The sequence below is a fragment of the Aeromonas sp. sif2433 genome (assembly GCF_019218705.1).
Classification (GTDB): domain Bacteria; phylum Pseudomonadota; class Gammaproteobacteria; order Enterobacterales; family Aeromonadaceae; genus Aeromonas; species Aeromonas encheleia.
The window spans coordinates 107,260-129,004 of the sequence record NZ_JAHUXD010000005.1 but is presented as its reverse complement, the minus strand read 5'-3'; the positions used below and the strand labels follow the sequence as shown (position 1 = coordinate 129,004).

The 21,745-nt window shown below is 62.2% G+C and carries 21 protein-coding genes, 4 tRNA genes, 1 other RNA gene and 1 riboswitch; of the genes, 16 read left to right on the top strand and 10 right to left on the bottom strand.

The annotated features are described in order from the left end of the window. The first annotated feature begins 8 nt into the window (after window positions 1–8). The 3 genes from KW825_RS09525 to pyrF all read left to right on the top strand — a co-directional run bounded on the left by KW825_RS09525 (window position 9) and on the right by pyrF (window position 2,325). Complete coding sequence (locus KW825_RS09525; protein ID WP_042652349.1) at window positions 9–293, top strand: LapA family protein; 285 nt, start codon at window positions 9–11, stop codon at window positions 291–293. A 9-nt stretch (window positions 294–302) separates the two neighbouring features. Further along, on the top strand, window positions 303–1,469 hold the full coding sequence (gene lapB / locus KW825_RS09520) for a lipopolysaccharide assembly protein LapB (RefSeq protein WP_218329048.1): 1,167 nt from the start codon (window positions 303–305) through the stop codon (window positions 1,467–1,469). A 157-nt stretch (window positions 1,470–1,626) separates the two neighbouring features. Beyond that, on the top strand, window positions 1,627–2,325 hold the full coding sequence (pyrF, locus tag KW825_RS09515; protein WP_218329047.1) for an orotidine-5'-phosphate decarboxylase: 699 nt from the start codon (window positions 1,627–1,629) through the stop codon (window positions 2,323–2,325). A 127-nt stretch (window positions 2,326–2,452) separates the two neighbouring features. Here the strand turns inward: pyrF and rrtA are convergent, their stop codons facing one another. Then, on the bottom strand, window positions 2,453–3,031 hold the full coding sequence (gene rrtA / locus KW825_RS09510) for a rhombosortase (RefSeq protein WP_256353814.1): 579 nt from the start codon (window positions 3,029–3,031) through the stop codon (window positions 2,453–2,455). On the opposite strand from rrtA, the gene KW825_RS09505 reads away from it, so the two are divergent. The 5 genes from KW825_RS09505 (at window position 3,030) to KW825_RS09485 (ending at window position 5,902) form a co-directional block, all read left to right on the top strand. Next, on the top strand, window positions 3,030–3,641 hold the full coding sequence (locus KW825_RS09505; protein WP_371315797.1) for a tRNA-uridine aminocarboxypropyltransferase: 612 nt from the start codon (window positions 3,030–3,032) through the stop codon (window positions 3,639–3,641). The genes rrtA and KW825_RS09505 overlap by 2 nt on opposite strands. Before the next feature lie 28 nt (window positions 3,642–3,669). Further along, on the top strand, window positions 3,670–4,377 hold the full coding sequence (gene queC / locus KW825_RS09500; RefSeq protein WP_042652522.1) for a 7-cyano-7-deazaguanine synthase QueC: 708 nt from the start codon (window positions 3,670–3,672) through the stop codon (window positions 4,375–4,377). Window positions 4,378–4,438: 61 nt separating this feature from the next. Then, window positions 4,439–5,110 carry a 7-carboxy-7-deazaguanine synthase QueE gene (gene queE, locus KW825_RS09495; protein WP_218290959.1) on the top strand — a complete coding sequence of 224 codons (672 nt, stop codon included), beginning with the start codon at window positions 4,439–4,441 and terminating at the stop codon, window positions 5,108–5,110. A gap of 1 nt (window position 5,111) precedes the next feature. Further along, the gene (locus tag KW825_RS09490; protein ID WP_042652343.1) at window positions 5,112–5,342 is read left to right on the top strand and encodes a DUF3820 family protein; all 231 of its coding nucleotides are present in this window, start codon (window positions 5,112–5,114) and stop codon (window positions 5,340–5,342) included. Then, entirely contained in the window at window positions 5,339–5,902 is a 564-nt protein-coding gene (locus KW825_RS09485) for a cob(I)yrinic acid a,c-diamide adenosyltransferase (RefSeq protein ID WP_218290960.1), read from the top strand. The genes KW825_RS09490 and KW825_RS09485 overlap by 4 nt, the downstream gene beginning before the upstream one ends. Window positions 5,903–5,973: 71 nt before the next feature. On the opposite strand, the gene KW825_RS09480 is transcribed toward KW825_RS09485, so the two are convergent. Further along, window positions 5,974–6,378 (bottom strand): H-NS family nucleoid-associated regulatory protein, encoded by a 405-nt coding sequence (locus KW825_RS09480; RefSeq protein ID WP_218329044.1) that lies wholly within the window; start codon window positions 6,376–6,378, stop codon window positions 5,974–5,976. A 321-nt stretch (window positions 6,379–6,699) separates the two neighbouring features. Continuing rightward, window positions 6,700–6,871: riboswitch (Lysine riboswitch) on the top strand. Window positions 6,872–6,957: 86 nt separating this feature from the next. Here KW825_RS09480 and KW825_RS09475 point away from each other — a divergent pair. After that, complete coding sequence (locus KW825_RS09475) at window positions 6,958–8,538, top strand: Na+/H+ antiporter NhaC family protein (RefSeq protein WP_218329043.1); 1,581 nt, start codon at window positions 6,958–6,960, stop codon at window positions 8,536–8,538. Between the two features lie 87 nt (window positions 8,539–8,625). Then, a complete protein-coding gene (locus tag KW825_RS09470; protein ID WP_042652339.1) occupies window positions 8,626–9,207 on the top strand; it encodes a thymidine kinase in 582 nt (193 codons plus the stop codon). 58 nt (window positions 9,208–9,265) lie between these two features. Here KW825_RS09470 and KW825_RS09465 read toward each other — a convergent pair whose 3' ends face one another. Continuing rightward, the gene (locus KW825_RS09465; RefSeq protein WP_218329042.1) at window positions 9,266–10,603 is read right to left on the bottom strand and encodes a flavohemoglobin expression-modulating QEGLA motif protein; all 1,338 of its coding nucleotides are present in this window, start codon (window positions 10,601–10,603) and stop codon (window positions 9,266–9,268) included. A gap of 158 nt (window positions 10,604–10,761) precedes the next feature. Here KW825_RS09465 and KW825_RS09460 point away from each other — a divergent pair, with 158 nt between their 5' ends. The 3 genes from KW825_RS09460 (at window position 10,762) to KW825_RS09450 (ending at window position 11,634) form a co-directional block, all read left to right on the top strand. Further along, entirely contained in the window at window positions 10,762–11,217 is a 456-nt protein-coding gene (locus KW825_RS09460; RefSeq protein WP_084228281.1) for a YbjN domain-containing protein, read from the top strand. 145 nt (window positions 11,218–11,362) lie between these two features. Then, a tRNA-Ser gene (locus KW825_RS09455) sits at window positions 11,363–11,450 on the top strand. A 54-nt stretch (window positions 11,451–11,504) separates the two neighbouring features. Beyond that, window positions 11,505–11,634: non-coding RNA, RtT sRNA (locus KW825_RS09450), on the top strand. 306 nt (window positions 11,635–11,940) lie between these two features. Here the strand turns inward: KW825_RS09450 and katG are convergent. The 4 genes from katG to KW825_RS09430 all read right to left on the bottom strand — a co-directional run bounded on the left by katG (window position 11,941) and on the right by KW825_RS09430 (window position 15,163). After that, window positions 11,941–14,112 carry a catalase/peroxidase HPI gene (gene katG, locus KW825_RS09445; RefSeq protein WP_218329041.1) on the bottom strand — a complete coding sequence of 724 codons (2,172 nt, stop codon included), beginning with the start codon at window positions 14,110–14,112 and terminating at the stop codon, window positions 11,941–11,943. A gap of 736 nt (window positions 14,113–14,848) precedes the next feature. Continuing rightward, window positions 14,849–14,924: transfer RNA gene (locus KW825_RS09440), tRNA-His, on the bottom strand. Window positions 14,925–14,972: 48 nt separating this feature from the next. Next, window positions 14,973–15,049 (bottom strand) — tRNA-Arg (locus KW825_RS09435). Window positions 15,050–15,086: 37 nt separating this feature from the next. Then, window positions 15,087–15,163: transfer RNA gene (locus tag KW825_RS09430), tRNA-Pro, on the bottom strand. 205 nt (window positions 15,164–15,368) lie between these two features. Between KW825_RS09430 and folD the strand changes: the two genes are divergently transcribed. Then, window positions 15,369–16,226 carry a bifunctional methylenetetrahydrofolate dehydrogenase/methenyltetrahydrofolate cyclohydrolase FolD gene (gene folD, locus KW825_RS09425; protein ID WP_042652335.1) on the top strand — a complete coding sequence of 286 codons (858 nt, stop codon included), beginning with the start codon at window positions 15,369–15,371 and terminating at the stop codon, window positions 16,224–16,226. Between the two features lie 104 nt (window positions 16,227–16,330). On the opposite strand, the gene KW825_RS09420 is transcribed toward folD, so the two are convergent. The 3 genes from KW825_RS09420 to KW825_RS09410 all read right to left on the bottom strand — a co-directional run bounded on the left by KW825_RS09420 (window position 16,331) and on the right by KW825_RS09410 (window position 19,623). Next, a complete protein-coding gene (locus tag KW825_RS09420) occupies window positions 16,331–17,494 on the bottom strand; it encodes a PLP-dependent aspartate aminotransferase family protein (protein ID WP_218329040.1) in 1,164 nt (387 codons plus the stop codon). Window positions 17,495–17,601: 107 nt separating this feature from the next. Further along, a complete protein-coding gene (locus tag KW825_RS09415) occupies window positions 17,602–18,639 on the bottom strand; it encodes an isopenicillin N synthase family oxygenase (RefSeq protein WP_218329039.1) in 1,038 nt (345 codons plus the stop codon). Between the two features lie 345 nt (window positions 18,640–18,984). Next, window positions 18,985–19,623, bottom strand: a complete 639-nt coding sequence (locus tag KW825_RS09410) for an NAD(P)-dependent oxidoreductase (protein WP_218329038.1) — start codon at window positions 19,621–19,623, stop codon at window positions 18,985–18,987. Window positions 19,624–19,723: 100 nt separating this feature from the next. On the opposite strand from KW825_RS09410, the gene KW825_RS09405 reads away from it, so the two are divergent. Both KW825_RS09405 and KW825_RS09400 read left to right on the top strand, forming a co-directional pair. After that, on the top strand, window positions 19,724–20,632 hold the full coding sequence (locus KW825_RS09405; RefSeq protein WP_218329037.1) for a LysR family transcriptional regulator: 909 nt from the start codon (window positions 19,724–19,726) through the stop codon (window positions 20,630–20,632). A 192-nt stretch (window positions 20,633–20,824) separates the two neighbouring features. Continuing rightward, window positions 20,825–21,733, top strand: a complete 909-nt coding sequence (locus tag KW825_RS09400) for a helix-turn-helix domain-containing protein (RefSeq protein WP_218329036.1) — start codon at window positions 20,825–20,827, stop codon at window positions 21,731–21,733. Window positions 21,734–21,745: the final 12 nt, after the last annotated feature.

Sequence of the window (21,745 nt, the reverse complement as noted above, 5' to 3'; positions counted from 1 at the left end):
GAGCTCCTATGAAGCGTATCTTGGCCCTCATCCCCTTGGTACTGGTGTTTGTGCTGACCCTCGCCATCGGTTCGCAAAACGGTCAACAGGTGCAGTTCAATTATTTGATCGCCCAGGGTGAGTTCTCGCTCTCCATGCTACTGGGATTCTTCCTCGCCGGCGGTTTCCTGCTGGGCTGGCTGGTATTCGGTCTGCTCTTCGTGCGTCTCAAACTGCAAAACCGCACCCTCAATCGCACCATGCGTCGTCAATCCCGCGAATTGGAGCTGGCCCGGTCGACAGCCAAGGAATAATGTCCCTCGATGCTTGAACTGCTTTTCCTGCTGTTGCCGATTGCCGCTGGTTATGGCTGGTACATGGGACGCAGGAGTGTTCGCCAGGACACCCAGCAACAGAGTAACCAATTCTCCCGCCAGTATGTGGCGGGTCTCAACTATTTGCTGTCTGACGAGTCGGACAAGGCAGTGGATCTGTTCATCCAGCTGCTGGAAGTGGACAGCGAAACCATCGAAACCCATCTTTCTCTCGGCAATCTGTTTCGCCAGCGTGGCGAAGTCGATCGCGCCATCAAGATCCACCAGAACCTCGTTACCCGCCAGCTGACCCGGGAGCAGCGTCAACTCGCGCTGCAGGAGCTGGCCCGTGACTTCCTCGCCGCCGGCTTGCTGGACAGGGCCGAGGCGCTCTGGAACGAGCTGTGCGAGGACGGTGATTACGAGGAGACGGCGCTGGCGCAACTGCTCGTCATCCATCAACAGCTGCGTGACTGGGACAAGGCCATCGAGGTCGCGGTGCGTCTGCAGAAGTTCCAGGGCAAGAAGCTGGCCGACCCCATCTCCCATTTCTATTGCGAGCAGGCAGAGAGTGCCCTGCGTGAAGGGGACAAGGCGGCGGGGCGCGCCAAGTTGAAGCGGGCGCTCGGCGTCAATCCCGCCTGTGCCCGCGCCAGTCTGCGGCTGGCCGAGCTGGCCATGGAGGAAGGCAAGCATGAAGAGGCCAGCAAGGAGCTGCTGCGGGTGTTCGAGCAGGACATGGACTTTGCCTCAGAAGCCATGCCCAAGCTGCTGAGCTGCTATCAGCAGATGGGCCGCAGCCAGGAGCTGATCCCGCTGCTGGAGAAGGCGGTGGAGGATCATGCCGGTGTCAGCGTGACCCTGGCCCTGGCCAATCTGGTGGAGGCGCGTGACGGCCTGAACCAGGCCCGTGCGCTGGTGCTGCGCCAGCTGCGCCGCCACCCGTCCATGAAGGGCTTCTATCAGCTGGTCGGCTTCCAGCTGGCCAGCGCCGAGGAGGGGCCCGCCAAGGAGAGCCTGGAGCTGCTGCAGCAGCTGGTCGGCGAGCAGATCAAGATCAAATCCACCCACAAGTGCCGTCAGTGCGGCTTCGCCACCCACTCGCTGTTCTGGCAGTGCCCCTCCTGCCGGCAGTGGGGCTCCATCAAACCGATCCGTGGCCTGGATGGTGAATAGCCGCTGGTAAGAGGCGAAATGTCAGCGCCCAAGTGCTCTAGGCGGGCCCTTGGCCTGGACGATGAATCGCTGCTCAGAAAAATGATGAAATACCAGATCCCAGGGCCTCAAGCTGAGCCGTGGTCTGGACGGTGAACAACAACCCATAGGAAGTGAAATGCTAGATCCCAAAGTACTGGTTGCGCTGGACTATCAGCACGAGGCCGATGCCTTCGCCTTCATTGAACAGATCTCCCCGGCCCAGTGCCGCCTCAAGGTAGGCAAGGAGATGTTCACCCTGTTTGGCCCCCAATTCGTACGTCAGCTGGTCGCCAAGGGATTCGATGTGTTTCTGGACCTGAAGTTTCACGACATTCCGAACACAGTCGCCAAGGCGGTGGCGGCCAGTGCCGAGCTGGGCGTCTGGATGGTGAACGTCCACGCCAGCGGGGGCGAGCGCATGATGCGGGCCGCCAAAGAAGCGCTCGCGCCCTATGGCGACAAGGCGCCCCTGTTGATCGGCGTGACAGTGCTGACCAGCATGGAGCAGTCCGACATGGCGCCCCTCGGCCTCAGCGTCGGCCCGGCCGAGCAGGTGATCCGGCTGGCCAAGCTCACCAAGGAGTCTGGCTTGGATGGGGTTGTCTGCTCCGCCGAGGAGGCTCATGAGTTGAAAACCTTGCTCGGGGCCGACTTCAAGCTGGTCACGCCGGGCATTCGCCCGACCGGCTCGGCGGCGGGGGATCAGCGCCGCGTCATGACGCCGCTGGCGGCGATGGAGGCGGGGGCCGATTACCTGGTGATAGGGCGTCCCATCACCCAGGCCGCCGATCCGGCCGCGGTGCTGGCCAGCATCAACGCCGAGCTGAGCCGATAAGGCGCCGAGCCCTGAATGACAACAGGCCGGATTTTCAATCCGGCCTGTTGTCTATTGAACGGTAGCGATGTGGGAAGATGCGGTGATCCGGTTCTGAGCGGTCTGGCTACCTGTCCATCAGCTGGGCTCAGGGCTTGACGGTCTGGGTACCCAGACCGAATGGCAGCAGGCCGAGTAACAGGCCTGCGGCTGAGCCAATCAGATGTGATTCGATGTGAACCCGGGCGCCGATCAGCAGGGAGGCCGGGCTCTCACCGGCGCTGTAGAAGTCCAGCCCGAGCTTGATGAGGATCCCCAGCAACATCAGCCAGCCCGAATGGCGGCGATGGCGGATATCCTGCAAGGCGCCCCACACGAAGAGCCCATGCAAGGCGCCGGACAGCCCCATGTACCACTGGGTCTGCGGGCACCACCACCAGATCCCCAGGCCGACGGCCGTTCCCAGCAGCAAGAGCAGCACGGGCAGGCGCCAGCCCACCAGGTATTCGCGAAACAGGCTGTAGAGCACGCCCAGGCCGCTCAGATTGAGCAGCAGGTGCCATCCGTTGGTGTGGGCCAGATTGCCTGTTATGATGCGCCACCCTTCGCCCTGGGCTATCAGGGTACGATCGAAGGAGATCAGGTGATTTGGTACTGTGAGGAAGAGCAAGGCAGTGACGAGCGAAAGCGTGATGACCCAGAGCAAACCCGATTTTTCTGACAACATGAAACGGCCCAACGACAAAGAGAGCCGTTACTGTACACGCTGCACCCGAGCCCTCAAAGCCTGCCTGTGTGATTATATTCAGCAGGTGCCCCATCTTGCCCCGCTCCACATTCTGCAGCATCCGACCGAGGTGGCTCACCCCAAGGGCACGGCCGCCCTGCTGGCCGCCTCCCTCAGCCAGGCCCGCATTCATGTGGGGGAGAGCTTCGCCGATGCCGACTGGCTCAATGCCCTGCTCGGCGACCCCGGGGTGCAATGTTATCTGCTGTGGCCAGACGATCAGGCCCTGACCCTGGCGCAGGTGCGCGAGGGCAGCGGGCAAGCCAAAGAGGTGCATTTCATCCTGCTCGATGGCACCTGGCGCAAGGCGTATCGCATGCTGCACAGCAACCCGGCCCTGCTGCGGCTACCGAGGATCAAGCTCGGCGCTATGGCGGGTCAATACTCCATTCGCAAGAAGCCGTTCCCCGAGGCGCTGTCGACCCTGGAGGCGGGCTACCATCTGTTATCCCAGTGGGAGGGGGAGCCCGAGCGCTTCGCCCCGCTGATGAACCTCTTTTCCCAGTTGAACCAGCAGTGGCATGACTTTGCACAAGGTCGCCGCGCTTGAATCTGAATTGCAAACAGGAGTGATGAACGTGAAAAAAGCCGTCGTGGTATTCAGTGGTGGTCAGGACAGTACCACCTGCCTGGTGCAGGCCCTGGCCCGCTATGATGAAGTACACGCCATCACCTTCGACTATGGCCAGCGCCACCGGGAGGAGATCGACACCGCTCGCCGTCTGGCCAGCGAGTTTGGCATCGCTGCTCACAAGGTGATGGATGTGACCATGCTGGGGGAGCTGGCGGTTTCGGCCTTGACCCGGGACGAGATCCCGGTCAGCGGCGAGCTGCAGGACAACGGCCTGCCCAACACCTTCGTGCCGGGCCGCAACATACTGTTTCTGACCCTGGCCTCCATCTACGCCTATCAGGTCGGCGCCGAGACGGTGATCACCGGGGTCTGCGAGACCGACTTCTCCGGCTACCCGGATTGCCGCGACGAGTTCGTCAAGGCGCTCAACCAGGCGGTCTCCCTTGGGCTGGATCGCGGCATCCGCTTCGAGACGCCGCTGATGTGGCTCGACAAGGCCGAAACCTGGGCGCTGGCGGATCATTATGGTCAGCTCGACAGGGTGCGTCAGCAGACGCTCACCTGTTACAACGGCATCCTGGGGGATGGCTGTGGCAGCTGTCCCGCCTGCGAGCTGCGCAGCCGTGGCTTGAACCATTATCTGGCCGATCGGGTCGGGGTCATGGCCCGCCTGCGTGAGAAAACCGGGCTGGGTGAGAAAAGCGGATCCTGAGCCTGCGTCTTGCCCCGGTTTGGGGTATAATCCGCGCCTTTTGCAACAAGCCGTGATCAGCATGCACTACCCAATCAACGAGATCTTCCAGACCATCCAGGGGGAGGGCGTCTTCACCGGCCTGCCCGCCATCTTCGTTCGCCTGCAGGGTTGCCCGGTGGGCTGTCCCTGGTGTGACACCCGTCATACCTGGGTGGTGGATCCGGCGCGTGAGGTGGGCAGTAGCGAGGTGCTTGATCGTTCCAACGAGTCCGATGGCTGGAGCAAGATGAGCACGGCGCAGATCCTGGCCAGCTTCGAGACGCTGGGTTACCGGGCCCGCCACGTGGTGTTAACCGGTGGTGAGCCCTGCCTGTATGACCTGCATGAGCTATCAGCGGCCTTGCTGGCGGCGGGGTATCAGGTGCAGATCGAAACCAGTGGTACCAGCGAGATCCAGACCCACGACGACACTTGGGTCACCGTCTCTCCCAAGATAGGCATGAAGGGGGGCTTGCCGGTGCTGGTGTCGGCGCTCGAGCGTGCCAACGAGATCAAGCACCCGGTGGCCACCGAGCGCCATATCGAGGAGCTCGATGCCTTGCTGGCGACGGCCAGCCTGCGTCCCGATGTGATGATAGCGCTGCAGCCCATCAGCCAGAAGGCCAGGGCGACCGAGTTGGCCATGGCGACCTGTATCGCCCGTAATTGGCGGCTCTCCATCCAGACCCACAAATATCTGAATATTGATTAATATGGATGGATTATCTGACGAGCGGGTATTGCTCAGCCTGGCGAAGAAGATGCCATACGGTAAATATCAGGGGCGACGCATCATCGATATTCCCGAGCCCTATCTGGTGTGGATGGCACGGACAGGTTTTCCAGCCGGTAGCCTGGGCCAGTCATTGGCGCTGGCGTACGAGATCAAGCTCAATGGGCTGGAGACCATGATTATTCCCATTATTAACAGGATGTCAGTATGAGAATATATACCCGACAAGGAGACAAGGGCCTCACCCGTCTGGCGGACGGTGCCCAGCTTGCCAAAGATGATATGCGGGTCGAGACCTATGGCGCCGTGGATGAATTGAATTCCCAGATAGGTCTGCTTATTGCCGAAATACCGTCGCAAGAGGCGGTGTTATTGGCCCAGCTGGTGCAGTTGCAGCAGGAGTTGTTTGATCTGGGCGGGGAGCTGGCTTTTTCCAGTGCGGCGCAGAATGCCGCCCTGTGGCAAGTCAACGAGGGCTGGACCGCCAGACTCGAGCAACAGATCGATGCCTATAGCGCCCAGTTGCCGGTATTGCGCAATTTCATTTTGCCGAGTGGCTCACGGGCGGCGGCGCAGGCTCATGTGGTGCGTACCCTGACCCGGCGCTGCGAGCGCCTGCTGCTGGGCTTGAGCCGTGCAGAGCAGGTGAATCCGGCCATCCTGCCTTATCTGAACAGGCTGAGTGACTGGTTCTTCACCGTGGCCAGATACCTGCTAGCCTGCACCGGCACCCCCGAGGTGTTGTGGGTCAAGGCGGCCGATCGGGGCTGAGTGACCACCATCTACGGAAATAAAAAAACCTCACCAGGCGAGGTTTTTTTATTTGAACAATACGGGATGCATCAGATGGCAAAATCTTCCACGGATTTCCCTTCGGCCACGGCCTTGGCAATGGCGGAGGGCATGCGACCCTGACCGGTCCAGGTTTTTTCCACCCCGTTATCCAGATAACGATATTTGGCGGGGCGGGGCGCTCGCTTGCCCTTGCCGGCCTTGGGAGCATCGATGGCAACACTACCCACTAATTCGGCTGGATCTATGCCTGCGGCCTTCAACATCTCGGCATATTCGGTAATTTTTTGCTGGTGCTCTGCACGGGCCTGACGCTCGGCGGATTCATCCTGCTGGCGCTCGGTGACGATGGCGGTGAGTTTTTCCAGACCCTCTTCCAGTTGCTCCAGAGTCAATTCACGGCAAGTCGCCCGCAGGCTACGGATATTCAGCAGGACTTTCAGAAATTCGTTCATATAGGCTACCACGCGCGCAGGAATATTAAGGAAATGAGATGTGCTTTTCGATAATTTAAAGGGTGGTTTGCGATCAAGTCAAGCAAACTGAATTAATTAATTCGGTATGTAAATTAAGCTGGATGGATAATTAGCGGGAAGATATAGCACAGGTATTGAAGCTGTCATCTCCAAATGAGATTCAAGTAGATGAAAATGTTGTCTATATTGGATTGTTCGCACCATTTGACTACCATTTTGCGTAAGATCCCTGCACTAACATTGAATTTTAATCAAAAAACTTGCTATCACGCGGTGTCCCGATAAAATGTGCCCCGAATACCTTTAAGTAGAGGCGCGCTGCCTATGAGTAACCGAGCGGAGGGTGATGCCTGCGATGCTCGATGAAAGGAGTCGGCGCCGAAGTGACCAGGCCATCATACCGGGTTGCTGGTTCTGCATCTAATAGGTGCAGGACTGCCATAGTCATCCACTATGGAGCGCTACCTGAAGGGGCTGAGGAGTATGCCCGCCCCGGGTTTTGTTTCTTTAGATCCTCTCGGTAGATCTCCACCTGCTGTCTTTAGGTGCAAAGAGATCATGGACATCGTTCATTACGCCGACTCCGGTTGGTCAGTCATTCCCCCCTTATTGGCCGTCGCCCTGGCGATCATCACCCGTCGCGTCCTGGTGTCGCTGGGGGTCGGTATCGTGGCCGGCAGCCTGCTGCTCAACCAGTTTTCCCCGCTCGATTCCCTGCATTACATGCTGAACACCGTGCTCAAGATCGTCTGGGTCGACGGTGCGCTGAACCGTGACAACGTCAACATGATCCTGTTCATGCTGCTGCTGGGCGGCCTCATCAGCTTGATGAGCGTCTCCGGTGCGACCCGGGCCTTCGCCGAGTGGGCCGAGCGCCGTGCCAAGACCCGCAAGGGGGCCAAGGCGCTCACCGGCATGATGGTGTTTGCCTTCTTCATCGATGACTTCTTCCACAGCCTGTCGGTGGGGGCCATCTGCCGTCCGGTCACCGATCGCTTCCAGATCTCCCGCGCCAAGCTGGCCTATCTGCTCGACTCCACCGCCGCACCGGTCTGCGTGCTGATGCCCATCTCCTCCTGGGGGGCCTACATCATCGCCCTGGTGGGGGGCATCATGGCGGCCCATGGCCTGACCGATCAGAGTCCCATCTCCGCCTTCGTCGAGATGATCCCGATGAACCTCTATGCCGTGTTCACCCTGATCATGGTACTGGTGGTGATCGCGTTCCAGCTCGACATCGGCTCCATGCGTCAACATGAGCAGTGGGCGCTGGAGGGCAAGCTGTGGGACGAGTCAAAGGGCCGTCCCATCGGGCTGGACATGGAATCTCCGGAGGAGAGCAATGGCGGCATGATCGACATGGTGCTGCCGATCCTGACCCTGACCCTGGCGACCGTCTACTTCATGATCCATTCCGGCGCCGCCGTGCTGGAGGGCAAAGGCCTGCCGTTCAGCGTGCTCGGCTCGTTCGAGAACACCAACGTCGGCTCCTCCCTGGTCTACGGCGCCCTGTGCAGCCTGGTGGTCTCCATCGGTCTGGCCATGCGCCTCAAGCTGGGGGCCAGAAACTGGATGAAGGCCGCACCGCAAGGGATCATGGCCATGCTACCGGCGATCAACATACTGCTGTTCGCCTGGACCATAGGCGCCGTGGTGCGTGACGTGGAGACCGGCAAATATCTGGCCTCCATGGCCAATGGCAACCTGCCGATCGAAGTGCTGCCGGCGGTGGTGTTCATCCTCTCCTGTGCCATGGCGTTTGCCACCGGCACCAGCTGGGGCACCTTCGGCATCATGCTGCCGCTGGCCGGTGACATGGCGGCCGCCAGCGACATCAGCCTGATGCTGCCGATGCTGGCCGCGGTGCTGGCGGGCTCGGTGTTCGGTGATCACAGCTCGCCCATCTCCAGTACCAGCATACTGTCGGCCACCGGCGCCGGCTGCCATCACATCGATCACGTAATGACCCAGCTGCCCTATGCGCTGGCCATCGCCTTCGGTGCCGCGCTCGGTTACCTGGTCATGGGGCTGATGCACTCGGTGCTGGCGGGCTTCACGGTCAGCGCGCTCTGGTTCGTGATCTTCTCCGGCTACCATCTGCGCAAGGCCCGGCTCCAGCGAGACCTGGCCATCGCATAAAAAAGAACAAGGGGCCCACGGGCCCCTTGGTTTTGGCGGGGCCTTTGGTTAGCATGCGCCCCATAAATTCAGTTTCGGAACAGCACCATGGCTTCACTGCACTACAAATTTGCCACCATGAACTCAGGCAAGTCCACCCAGCTCATCCAGGCCCACTTCAACTACCTGGAGCGCGGCATGGTTCCGCTGGCCATGACGCCCGTCATCGACGATCGCTTCGGGGCCGGGGTGATCAGCGCCAGAGTGGGGCTGGAGCTGAAGGTGGAGGTGTTCAGTGACAGCTGCGATCTGCTCGAGATGGTCAAGGCTCGTCACGGCGAGAAGAAGATCGATGTGTTCATCGTCGACGAGGCGCAGTTCCTGACCCGCGAGCAGGTGTACCAGCTCGCCCGCATCGTCGATGAGCTCAAGATCCCGGTCATCGCCTATGGCCTCAAGACCGATTTTCGGGGGGAGCTGTTCCCCGGCTCCTACCATCTGCTCTGCCTGGCCGACAAGTTCGAGGAGCTGAAAAGCATCTGCTGGTGCGGCAACAAGGCGCACATGAACTCCAGAGTCAACGAGGCGGGGCAGGTGATGCGTGACGGCGAGCAGGTGGAGATCGGCGGCAACGATCGCTATGTGTCGCTCTGCCGCAAGCACTACCTGGATGGTCAGGCCTTCAAGTAACCGAGCATGCAAAGCAAAAGGGCGCCGACAGGGCGCCCTTCTTGCATCTGCTGGTGGCTCAGTCTATCTCGATGTCCACCGGCGCTATGATGGGATCGGCCACCGGCAGGCGGTGGAACAGCTGACGAAAATGCTGCTGCACCCGGCCTATGTCCACCAGCGACATGCCGGAGGCGAAGCCGAACCAGACATAGAGGCCGGTGAGATCGCGGAACATGGGGGGCAGGTAGCGGGGCGCATCGATCAGCCCCTCCAGGTAGTGTTGGTAGAGCACCGGGATGTCGTCCAGGGTCACCTTGCCCACGAACAGCATGGGCAGGATCTCGGGCACCCCCTCCAGCACGGCGCTGCGGATGAAGTTGACCGTCTCCACATAGCCCTTCACGTAGGAGAGATCCTTGGTGAAGCAGGCGCCCCCCTCGACCATGCCGCCGCGAAACACCCGCTGGGTGATCTTGTAGGCATCGTGCTCGCTGGCCCCCTTCTCGACGAAATGGCGGAATACCTCGATGAAGTCGGCGCCACGCTCCGCCATGTCGATGGCCATCACCCGATCCGAGATGCGCTTGGCCCTGTCCGGGAAGGAGCTGAAGGTGAGCGTCTCGATGAGCACCGCCAACCCCTCCTGGCAGGCGGTGATGCGCGGCGAACCGGCGCCTAGCCAGGTGGCATAGGATTGCTGGCGACCGTTGAGGGTGGTGCCCACGTGCACCCAGCCCTCGTGCACCTCCAGCACCTGCAGGTCCAGCTCGGAGAAGCGGGCGTGGGTGCTCAGCTTGATGTAATCCCCCCCGGCGGCGGCGTCCGAGACGATGCCATCGCTCAGCTTGACCTGCACTGTGCCGTCGCTGAAGTAGTTCGACAGCTTGCCCTGCAGCTTGGCCACCGCCGCTTCCCCCTCAAACTCCTTGGGGTAGGGGCGCACCAGGTGGCGGGCGCCGGGCAGCGAGAAGATGTCGCACAGCCGGGCTCCCAGCTCCTTGAGGGTCTTGCGATCCCCGCGCAGGTGGTCGCTGGCCGAGCCGTACAGCAGCTGGCTGTAACGCTGGAAGTCCGGCTGCCCGCGCTGGCGCAGCATCTCGATCACCACCATGTACTGATCGACCGTCTCTTGCAGGATTCGGCCCAAATCGTCCTGGGGGCCGAGTCGTCGGCGGATCCTGTCCCTCAGCTCCTTGAGCTCCAGATACTTGTTGCGCGGATCGAAATCGAGGGGGAGGGCCTGATAGAAGTTGGCATCGATGGCCGGCAACTCTCGTCCGCCCTTGGCCAGAAACTCGGTCTGCAGGTGGCGGGGCCACTTGATGGCATCCAGGATGCGGATGGGCTTTTGCAGGGCAAGCAATTCATCCGAGAGGGACTTCAGATGCAGGCGATATTTTTCTTGGATGGTCATCGGGCCCCCTGTGGGGCGAGTGTGAGGCGAGAATGGCTGAGTATATGCATAGCGCTTGCCAAAAAGAAGCGAGACGCCGGCTTATCCGGCCTGTGTACTTTTGGTTGTCGGAAAATTGGTTTAGACTGCGCCCCTTGATCCTTATTGTGTTCGTGAAAATGATGAATATCCCCAGCTCTGAAATGATAATGCGGTGGTTGCAACAGGCCAGGATCGAGCACTATGTGTGCGATCAGTGTCATGGCATCCACATGGTGTCCCTGCAGTCCGTCGAGGGTATCCAGGAGAGCCGGATCTTTGTCGAAGAGGAAGGGCTGCTGTTCTCATCCGAACTGGAGGTGCGCCCCTCGTCGCTGCTGCCAGTGATGGCCGAGCTGGGTCGCCTCAACATGCAATATCCCTCGCTCAAGGTGTTCCTCGACATCATCGACGACAACCTGCCGCGCCTCATCGTGGGCCATACCGTCTTCACCAAGGCGGGGCTGAGCGTGGAGCAGTTCCTGCTGTTCGTCGAGAGCACCACGGCGGCGACCCACGAAGTGGTGGCCGAATGTGAGCGGCTGGGCTTCCTGAACCTGCCGGAAATCCAGGTCGCACCTGAATCGGTACATTGATCTGTGCGTTAAATGTGCGAACGGTTCGTGGCAGCCAAAAAGCCGTTGACGCAGGCGGGGCTTTCCCCTAAATTACGCCCCGTTCCGGCGCAATGGCGCAACGAACCGGTGTTGGCTGAACACCTTAAACAACAGACCAAAATTTGGTGAGGTGTCCGAGTGGCTGAAGGAGCACGCCTGGAAAGTGTGTATACGGCAACGTATCGAGGGTTCGAATCCCTCCCTCACCGCCAAATTGAAAAACCGACCTCAGGGTCGGTTTTTCGCATCATGGAGCACCACATTCCCTGATGCCAATAGAGGGAGGGTGAGAACCCTCGCCCGGGTTCGAGCAGAGCAGCTTGCTGCGATGAACGGCCGTAGGCCGCCCCGAAGGGGTGAGCCACGCAGTGGCGAATCATCCCTCCCTCACCGCCAAATAAAGTAAGAGGGCCTGTCGCAAGACAGGCCCTCTTACTTTTTCCGGTGACGGGCGGCTCGGTTCGAACCCTGTTCGACAAGCGGGCAGGATAGCCCTCTTGGACAGCTGAAGGCTGCCCGCAGGGCGAGTGCCAGGGATGGTGCGAGTCAATCCCGACCCGCCGCCAAATAGCAAAGCCCGATCTCATGGTCGGGCTTTTTGCTTTGGGGTCTGTCTAGTCCATCAAAAACAACGCTCCGATGTCCGCGATGGCTGGGGTGCCATCCGCGGAAACCGGAGCGTCAGTCGCTACTCTTTCAAACTCAGGCGAGATCGAAGCGATCCAGGTTCATCACCTTGGTCCAGGCCGCCACGAAGTCCTTCACGAATTTCTCCTTCGCATCGGCGCTGGCGTAGACCTCGGCCAGTGCCCGCAGCTGGGAGTTCGAGCCGAACACGAGATCGACACGCGTCCCCGTCCACTTGGCCTTGCCCGTCTTGCGCTCTACCCCTTCGTAGATCCCTTTGACGCCGGCCGGCTTCCACTCCGTGCCCATGTCGAGCAGGTTGACGAAGAAGTCGTTGGAGAGCGTCCCGGGGGTCGAGGTCAGGATCCCGTGTTTGGAGCCGGCGTTGGCCCCCAGCATGCGCAGGCCACCGACCAGCACCGTCATCTCGGGCGCGGTGAGCGTCAGCAGCTGTGCCTTGTCGACCAGCATGGCTTCCGAGAGCTCCGCGTAGTCGCCGCCTAGATAGTTGCGGAAACCGTCGGCGAGGGGTTCCAGCACGGCGAACGCCTCGACGTCGGTCTGTGCCTGGGAGGCATCCATGCGGCCTGGCCTGAACGGCACCGTCACCACGACACCGGCTTTCTTCGCCGCCAGTTCGACGCCGGCACCGCCCGCGATCACGATCAGATCGGCCAGGGATACCCGCTTGCCGCCCTTGGCCTCCTTGTTAAAGTCAGCCTGGATACCCTCGAGCACCTTCAGCACCTTCGCCAACTGTGCCGGCTGGTTGGCTTCCCACTGGTTTTGCGGGGCGAGCCGGATGCGCGCACCGTTGGCGCCGCCGCGTTTGTCTGAGCCGCGGAAGGTGGCGGCAGAGGCCCAGGCGGTCGATGCCAGCTCGGCGACGGTCAGGGCGGAGGCGAGGATCTTCTCCTTGAGGGCGGCCAGGTCCTTGTCATCGACCAGGGGATGATTGACGGCGGGGATGGGGTCTTGCCAGATCAGCTCCTCGCTGGGCACTTCCGGCCCCAGGTAGCGTGCGATGGGGCCCATGTCCCTGTGGGTCAGCTTGTACCAGGCGCGGGCAAAGGCATCGGCGAAGGCCTGGGGATCCTCGTAGAAGTGGCGGGAGATCTTGCCAAATTCTGGGTCAAAGCGCAGGGTCAGGTCGGTGGTCAGCATGGTCGGCTTGTGGAACTTGCCCGGGATATGGGCATCGGGAATGATCTCCGGTGCATCCTTGGCCACCCACTGCTTGGCGCCTGCAGGTGACTTGGTCAGCTCCCATTCGTACTTGAACAGGTTCTCGAAGAAGTTGTTGCTCCACAGGGCAGGGGTCTTGGTCCAGGTGACCTCGATGCCGCTGGAGATGGTGTCCTTGCCATGGCCGCTGCCGTAATTGCTCATCCAGCCCAGGCCCTGCGCCTCCAGTGGCGCGCCTTCCGGCTCGGGTCCCTTGTGGGATTCCGGCGCGGCGCCATGGGCCTTGCCGAAGGTATGGCCACCGGCAATGAGGGCGACTGTCTCCTCGTCGTCCATCGCCATGCGGCCGAAGGTGGTGCGAATGTCCTTGGCGGCGGCCATGTAGTCGCCGCTGGCATTGGGGCCTTCGGGGTTGACGTAGATCAGCCCCATGTGAGTTGCGCCGAAGGGGGCATCGAGCTCGCGGTCACCGCTGAAACGCTTGTCGACCCCGAGCCAGGCGATCTCATCGCCCCAGTTGACGTCCTGATCCGGCTCCCACACGTCCGCGCGGCCGCCGCCAAAACCGAAGGTTCTGAAGCCCATCGACTCCAGGGCGACGTTGCCGGCGAGGATCAGCAGATCGGCCCAGGAGATCTGGCTGCCGTACTTCTGCTTGATGGGCCAGAGCAGGCGCCGTGATTTGTCGATGTTGACGTTGTCTGGCCAGCTGTTGAGGGGGGCGAAGCGTTGCTGGCCGCGGCCGCCGCCGCCGCGACCATCTGTGGTGCGATAGGTCCCCGCGGCGTGCCAGGCCATGCGGATGAACTGCGGTCCGTAGTGGCCGAAGTCCGCCGGCCACCACTCCTGGGAGTCGGTCATCAGCCTGACCAGATCTTTCTTGAGCGCCTTGTAGTCAAGGCTCTCGAACGCCTTGACGTAATCGAAGTCTTTGTCCATGGGATCGGAGCTGGAGGAATGCTGGTGCAGAAGATCCAGCCGCAGCTGGCTCGGCCACCAGTCCCGATTGGTTCTGCCGACGCCGGCGGTGTGGTTGAAGGGGCATTTGCTTTCTTCACTCATCTCAGTCTCTCCTTGGCTGTCATTTGTAAGGCTAACAACTCATTATGGGGAAGATTTCCACTTTGCTATCTGTGGTTATTGCACGGCCGTCGTCATCACCTGGCAGGGCCCTTATCCATTAATCCTTATTTATCATTAGGTTGTTCATTTATTTCGCGCCTGGCGCGCGAAGAATTGGATTAGGCCTATCTATTTTAACAATATATTCACGATTGCTACCCCCAGGTGGCGCAGCATCCCCGATAACTCTTGAACGACCCTCTTGCACCCTCACCGCTGTGCCCGGCATGGCTCTGCCTGGGCGAGCGCTCCCGGTTGGCAATATGTGAACAGAATGCATGCGTTCCTGCAGCAATAGCACAGTGCCGGGCGGCAAAGTTTGCGCTGCGTCATGGTGCCTAGGGATAGGTCAGGCAGGGAGTATGGCCCAGTTCATTTCTGTGACCTCAGGCTAACTGCATGAATCATTAGTTATTTTGGCGATGCTCTCGCCGGGATAGAGGATGGGTCCAGAGGCGCTTAGGGCGGTGCCGACAGGATCAGGCAGAGGGACATACGCGCAGGGGAGGGCACGGCGGGCAAGAGAGAAAGAGGAAGAGGGTGGCTGGCGCCTTCGCGGTAGCCGGCGCCAAAAACAAAAAAACCGGCACATGGCCGGTTCTTGAGCGTGCGACGAGGCGTGCACGCGGTCAGTCAGACTGACCTCTGTTGGCGCTAAGGCACAAACAGAAAATAATGGGGTGGCTGATGGGGCTCGAACCCACGACAACCGGAATCACAATCCGGGACTCTACCAACTGAGCTACAGCCACCACTGAAATTGTCCGTTAATGAACACCCCAGACGAGGGTAAACATTAATGGTGCGCCCTGCAGGATTCGAACCTGCGACCCACGGCTTAGAAGGCCGTTGCTCTATCCGACTGAGCTAAGGGCGCTCTGTATCGAGAAGTCTATCTGACACCTCGATGAACTTGGTCGGTGATAAAGGATTCGAACCTTTGACCCTCTGGTCCCAAACCAGATGCGCTACCGGGCTGCGCTAATCACCGAGAAATTATCCGTCCCAGCATACTCAGGGCGAGGCTACTGGGCAACGGGCGGGCATCATACCCAAGCGACAAACGCAGCGTCAACGACTTTTTCCGTCAGTAAATTCAAATGCCTACTTATTGCCCGCCCAGCGCGAGCCGCTAACATCCGTGCCAAAAAAATGCGACAATACGCGGCAGTTGAACACATGGTGAGTGAAGAACGATGTCTGCCAAAATCATTGATGGAAAACAGGTTGCGCAAACGATTCGCAGTCAGGTCGCTGCGAAGGTCCAACAGCGGTTGGCGTTGGGCAAGCGGGCGCCGGGGTTGGCGGTGATCCTGGTCGGGATGGATCCAGCTTCTCAGGTCTATGTCGGCAGCAAGCGCCGCGCCTGTGAAGAGGTGGGCTTTGTCTCCCGCTCCTATGACTTGAGTGCCACCGCGAGTCAGGCAGAGTTGCTGGCCCTGATCGATCGGCTCAATGAGGACGCAGAAGTGGATGGGATCCTGGTGCAATTGCCCCTGCCGGCCCATTGCGACACGACTCAGGTGCTGGAGCGCATTCGTCCCGACAAGGATGTGGATGGCTTCCACCCCTATAACGTGGGCCGCTTGGCACAGCGCATCCCGGCGCTGCGTCCCTGCACCCCCAAGGGCATCATGACCCTGATCGAGGCGACCGGGGTCAAGACCCACGGCCTGCATGCGGTGGTGGTCGGTGCGTCCAATATAGTGGGGCGCCCTATGACCCTGGAGCTGCTGCTGGCGGGCTGCACCACCACCACCTGCCATCGCTTCACCCAGGATCTGGAGACCCAGGTTCGCCGCGCCGATCTGCTGGTGGTGGCGGTGGGCAAGCCGAACTTCATTCCCGGTGAGTGGATCAAGCCGGGCGCCCTGGTGATCGACGTGGGCATCAACCGCCTGGCCGACGGCTCCCTGGTCGGGGATGTGGAGTTTGAGACGGCGCGCAGCCACGCCGCCTTCATCACGCCGGTACCCGGTGGGGTGGGCCCCATGACGGTGGCCAGCCTGATGGAGAACACCCTGAGCGCCTGTCAGGATTACCACGACGCCTGATCGGCACCGGCGCCGTGCACGCGAGGGGCGATGCAAGATAAAAGGGAAGGCCTGGCCTTCCCTTTATTGTTTCCGATCATCCATATCCCCTTCGCAGGGGGCTCTCAACTGATGGCCAGGGCCGCCGCCAGATCGGCGATCAGATCGTCGGCATCCTCCACCCCAATGCTGAAGCGGATGAGATTGTCATTCACCCCGGCCGCCAGCCGGCTCGCCTCGTCCATGGCGGCGTGGGTGGTGCTGGCCGGGTGGCAGGCCAGGCTCTCGAGATCGCCGAGGCTCACCGCCTGCACGAACAGCTGCAGGTTGTCGAGCAGGATGGCGCAGCGTTTGAATCCCCCCTCCAGCTCTATGCTCACCATGCCGCCGAAGCCGCTGGCGAAGGCGCCGAGGGCGTCGTGGCCCGGGTGGCTGGCGAGTCCCGGGTAGATCACCTTCTTCACCGCCGGGTGGGCGGCGAGGAAGTCGGCGACTCTCTGGGCGTTGTGCAGATGGGCATCCATGCGCAGCGGCAGTGTCTTGACCCCCCGTTGCAGCAGGTAGGCCTCCTGCGGTCCTATGGGGGAGCCGATGTGCTTGAGCGCCACGGTGCGGATCGATTTCATCAGCGCGTGTGAGCCGGCTACCACCCCGGCGATGATGTCGCCGTGGCCGCCCAGGTACTTGGTGCCGCTGTGCATCACGACATCGATGCCAAGCTCCAGGGGGCGCAGCAGATAGGGGGTGAGGAAGGTGTTGTCACAGACGCTGATGGCGCCGACCTTGCGGGCCGCCTCGACCACCACCCGCGGATCCACCACCTTGAGGGTGGGGTTGGTCAGCGTTTCGAACAGCACCACCTTGGTGGCGGGGCTGATGTTGGCCAAGAGATCCTGATCGCTGTCGTAGGCGGTGACCCTGATGCCGGCGCGGCTGAAGGTCTGCTTGAGGAAGGCATCGGTGCCGCCGTAGAGCGGGCCTATGAAGGCCACCTCATCGCCGCTGTCTGCCAGGGCATAGAGGATGGCGCTCACCGCCGCCATGCCGCTCGCCAGCACCAGCGCCTCGTCGGCCCCCTCCAGCGCCGCGAGTTTTTGCTCCAGCTCGGCGGTGGTGGGGTTGCCGAAGCGGCTGTAGATGAAGCCGGGGGCCTGGCCGGCGAACCGCTCCTTGCCCGCCTGGGCGTTGAAGTAGCTGAAGGTGCTGCTCTGGTAGAGCGGGGTGGTGAGGGCGCCGGTCTGGGGATCGATCCGCTGGCCGCTGTGCACGCTCATGGTCTTGAATTTCATCGCTTTACTCCGTGTTGCCAGGCTCTGGCTGATCTGCTTGTTTTAGGTTTGCCGGGGGACGCCGTGGCATCCCCCGTCGAATGGAATGGCAGGGAGGCTCCCCTGGGTCAGGCCGGCTCGGGCTCCCGCCGCACTGTATTCGGTGTCTGCTCCGAAGCATAGTGGCGCGCTGCCACATCCGGGTGGGAGCGCAGCCGCCCCTTGAGCACGTTCTCCCCCACCTGATAGAAGAGCGGGTTGGCGGGATCGCTTTCGGGTCCCTCGGCCTGGGCCGCCAGCGCCGGCGACAGGCTCAGCCGCGGCACTGTGGCATCGAGCCTGGCCGCCATGAAGAAGGCGCAGGAGAGGCGCGATACCTCGGGCGGCGGGCTCTGTACTCTATGCAGGGTCGCCTTGAGGTAGCCGTTCGAGGCAAGCTCCAGCAGTTCGCCGATGTTGACCACCAGGGCCCCCGGCAGGGGCGGCGCCGGGATCCAGCCCGTGGCGCTCTCCACTTCGAGCCCGGAGTGGTCGTCCTGCATCACCAGGGTCAGGTAGCCCGGATCCTTGTGGGCACCGACCCCCTGGGCGCTGCCGCCGGCCTCGCGCCCCGGATAGTGGATGAGCTTCATGTGCTGATAGGGGCCGCCGGCTATGCTGGCATCGAACACCCCCTGCGGCTGTTCCAGCACCTCGGCGAAGGCCGAGAGCAGGTTGAGGGTGATGTCGGTCAAGCGTGCCTGCCAGGCCAGCAACTGGTCCTTCATCCCGGGCAGGGCGGCGGGCCACTGGTTGGGGCCGATCAGCCGCTGCCAGGGTTGGCTAATGTCGTCTGGATTGAGCGCCGCTGCCTCTCCCATGATATCGAACTGCTCGCGCCGATCCGGCCGGGCCCGGGTCAACTCGGCGCCCACCTGGTTGTAGCCGCGAAAATGGGGGCTGTGCACCATCTGCACCGCGCGCTTCTCCTGCTCGGGCAGGGCGAAGAAGCGGGCCGCCAGCGCCAGGGTCTCTTTCTGCTGCGCCTCGCTCAGACCATGGCCGGTCAGATAGAAGAAGCCGACTTCCCGCGCCGCCTGGCCCAGCTTGGCCAGCATCTGGCGACGAGCCTCGGGGGCGCCTTTGAGCGCGGCATAGTCGATGATTGGCAGTGATGAATGTTCCATGTGCACCTCTTCCTGTCCCAGTGGCGGGGTATTGGCCCCGCTGACGAAATGTCGGTATCCGGCTGGCTGGCACCGCATGGCGCCAATTGGCTTGAGGTGATGCTACGGTTCTGGGTTATAAGACGGAAACAACAAAATATTATTAGTTATATACAAAAATCGAAATGGAATTCGAATCCTGTGCGGATTTTACTCTGGTTTGCCGTGCGAAGCTGGCGAATGCCCAGTGCTGGGGAGGGAAGACGGTGTGCGGGCAAGGTCGGGCGGGGGCGTGATGAGGGTAGCTTAGCTGCAAGTGAGATAAAGGTGATCAGGGAGGCGTGGCCCCCCTGATCATGGGCCGGATCAGTAGCCCAGGGTAAAGCGCTGGCGCAGGTGGGCCGGCTTCTCCACTTCGACGAGGATCCCGTCCGCCAGATCCCCCACCGTGATCCCGGCAGGCTGGTCGCCGTTGAACAGCACCCGATCGTCCCCGAGTCGATAGCCACCGCGCTTCTCGCCGGGCTCGAGGAACACCGGCGGAGAGACGAAACGCCAGTCGAGGGCGGTTTCACGGCGCAGGGCGGTGAGACCGTCGCGGGCTGCCAGGGCGCCCTGCTTCCACTCGGCCGGGAAGTCCGGGGTATCCACCAGTTGCACCCCGGGGGCAACTTCCAGGCTGCCGGCGCCGCCGACCACCAGCAGCCAGCTGTGGGCGGTCACGGCCGCCGCTATGATGGCCTTGGCTCCCTTGAGGTACTGATCATAGATGTCGGGTGCGGCCCAGCCCGGGTTGTAGGCGCTGATCACCCTGTCGTGCCCCTTGAGCACCTCGGCCAGTGCCTGCGGGTCCTGGGCATCCACGGCGACGGCGGTGACCAGCGGGTGGGGCTTGATCTTGCTGAGATCGCGGACGATGGCGGTGACGCTGTGGCCACGGTTGATGGCGTCGTTGAGGATGGCGGTACCGACGAAACCGCTGGCACCGATCAGGGCAATTTTCATGGGGGATTCTCCTTCACTGTTGAATGAGCTCATCCTACGCCCCCGGATATGATTTAATAATCCATCATAAAATGCATTCACTTGTAAGCTGGATTTAATAATGGAACAGCTCAGACGCTACGCCATCTTCGCCGCCGTGGTGGAGGCGGGCAGCATGACGGGGGCCGCCAAGGCCCTCGGCATGACCCCCTCCGCCGTCAGCCAGCACATCAGCCAGCTGGAGAGCCTGCTCGGCCTCAGCCTGCTGCACCGCTCCACCCGCCGGCTCAACCTGACCGAGGCGGGGGAGGTGGTATGGCAGGGATGCCAGTCGCTGCAACAGACCCTGAACCAGACCGAGTTGCGGCTCTCGGAGGTGCGCGACAGCCTGCTCGGCGAGGTGCGGATCACTGCGCCGGTGGGGATGGCGGGCCAGCCGCTGGCCCGGGCCCTGTCGCCGCTGTTGCAGGCCCATCCCGGCCTCTGCATCCAGATCATCGCCGACGACGAGAAGCGGGATCTCATCAAGGATCGCATCGACGTGGCGCTGCGGGTCGGCAGCCTGTCCGACTCCAGCCTGGTGGCGCGCAGACTGGGGCAGACCCGCATGCTGCTGTGCGCCTCGCCCGCCTATCTGGCGCGCAAGGGCAGCCCGCGCAGCCCGGCCGATCTGTTGGCGCACGACTGGCTGGCGGCGGAGATGCAGAGCGGGGGGCTGACCCTGTTCGACGAGAAGGGGCAGGGGCACAGGGTCAAGCCCAAGCCACGGGTGCTGTGCAACAACGTCTTGCCGCTGCGCCAGTTCACCCTGGCGGGGCAGGGGGTGTCGCTGCAACCGGAGGGGGAGATCGCCGAGGATCTGGCCCTTGGCCGCCTGCTGGAGCTGCTGCCCGGCTACCGGGTGGCGCCGATGGAGATCCACGCCATCACCCCCCAGCGGGAGATCCCGGAGAAGGTGCGGCGGGTGATCGATGCCCTGCGCAGCCACTTCGCCGAGGGGCAGGGCACCGCCTCATCCCGCCCGCTATGAGTCCGCTGGATGGCCAAGAGCAGTGCAGCCGGGGCACATGGCTATCGCCCTGAACGACCAAGTCCGTGGGGGGCGGCAGAGCCCCTTCATGGCTGGCCGTGTCGGCAGAAGGCTTGCCGCCGGCACCACGGCCATGTTTAATGGGCCCACCTGGACAGCCACTGCCCGTGCCGGCAGAGATCCGAGCCCATCATGACATCCGCTCCCCCCGTTTTGCCGGGCCCTGTGCCCCTGGCCCGCTCCCACTTCACCCGCATCGAGCGGGTGCTCGACTACATCCACACCCATCTGGATGAGCCGCTGTCGCTGGAGCAGCTGGCCGAGCAGAGCTGCTGGTCTCGCTGGCAGCTGCAGCGGGTGTTCCTGCACGAGACTGGGCTGACGGTGGCCCACTATGTGCGCGAGCTCAAGCTGAGCCTGGCGGCGGAGGCCCTGCTCTCGAGCCGGCAGCGGGTGCTGGATCTGGCGCTGATCTACGGCTTCGGCTCCGAGGTGAGCTTCAGCCGCGCCTTCAAGCAGCAGTTTGGCTGCTCGCCGCTGGCCTACCGCAAGCGCGGCGTGCGGCTGGGGCTGCGCACTCCCCTGGTGCGGGCACCCATGCCGCTCGCGAGCATGCCCAGACTGGTACAGGTGCGGGTCGAGAGCCGGCCTGGCTTCACCCTGCAGGGGATCAAGGGGCAGATCCGCGGCCTGTTCGCCGACGAGCCCGATTTTCAGCAGACGGTGCCCGCCATCTGGCGTGCCGTGCGGGAGGCCGGCGGTCTGCCCGCCGCCAGCGACTGGCTCGGGGTGGTGGATGTGTCGGGGGCGGGGGCGTCGCTGCCTTACTGGGCGGGGGTGGCGGTCGAGGAGGGGACGACCCTGCCGGCGGGGCTGGCCCGTCTGACGGTGCCGCCGCAGGAGTATGCGGTGCTCAGCCACGTGGGCCCCATAGCGCGGCTGGCGGAGACCCTCAACTGGTTCATCCTGCACTGGCTGCCCGCCTCCTGTTACCGGGGGCTGGATGGCTTCGAGCTGGAGCGCTACGACCCCCATTTCGATGGCCAGCAGGCCGATGCCCGCATGGAGTACTGGCTGCCCATCGCCCCCTGCCAGGGCTGAGTCCTGGCACCC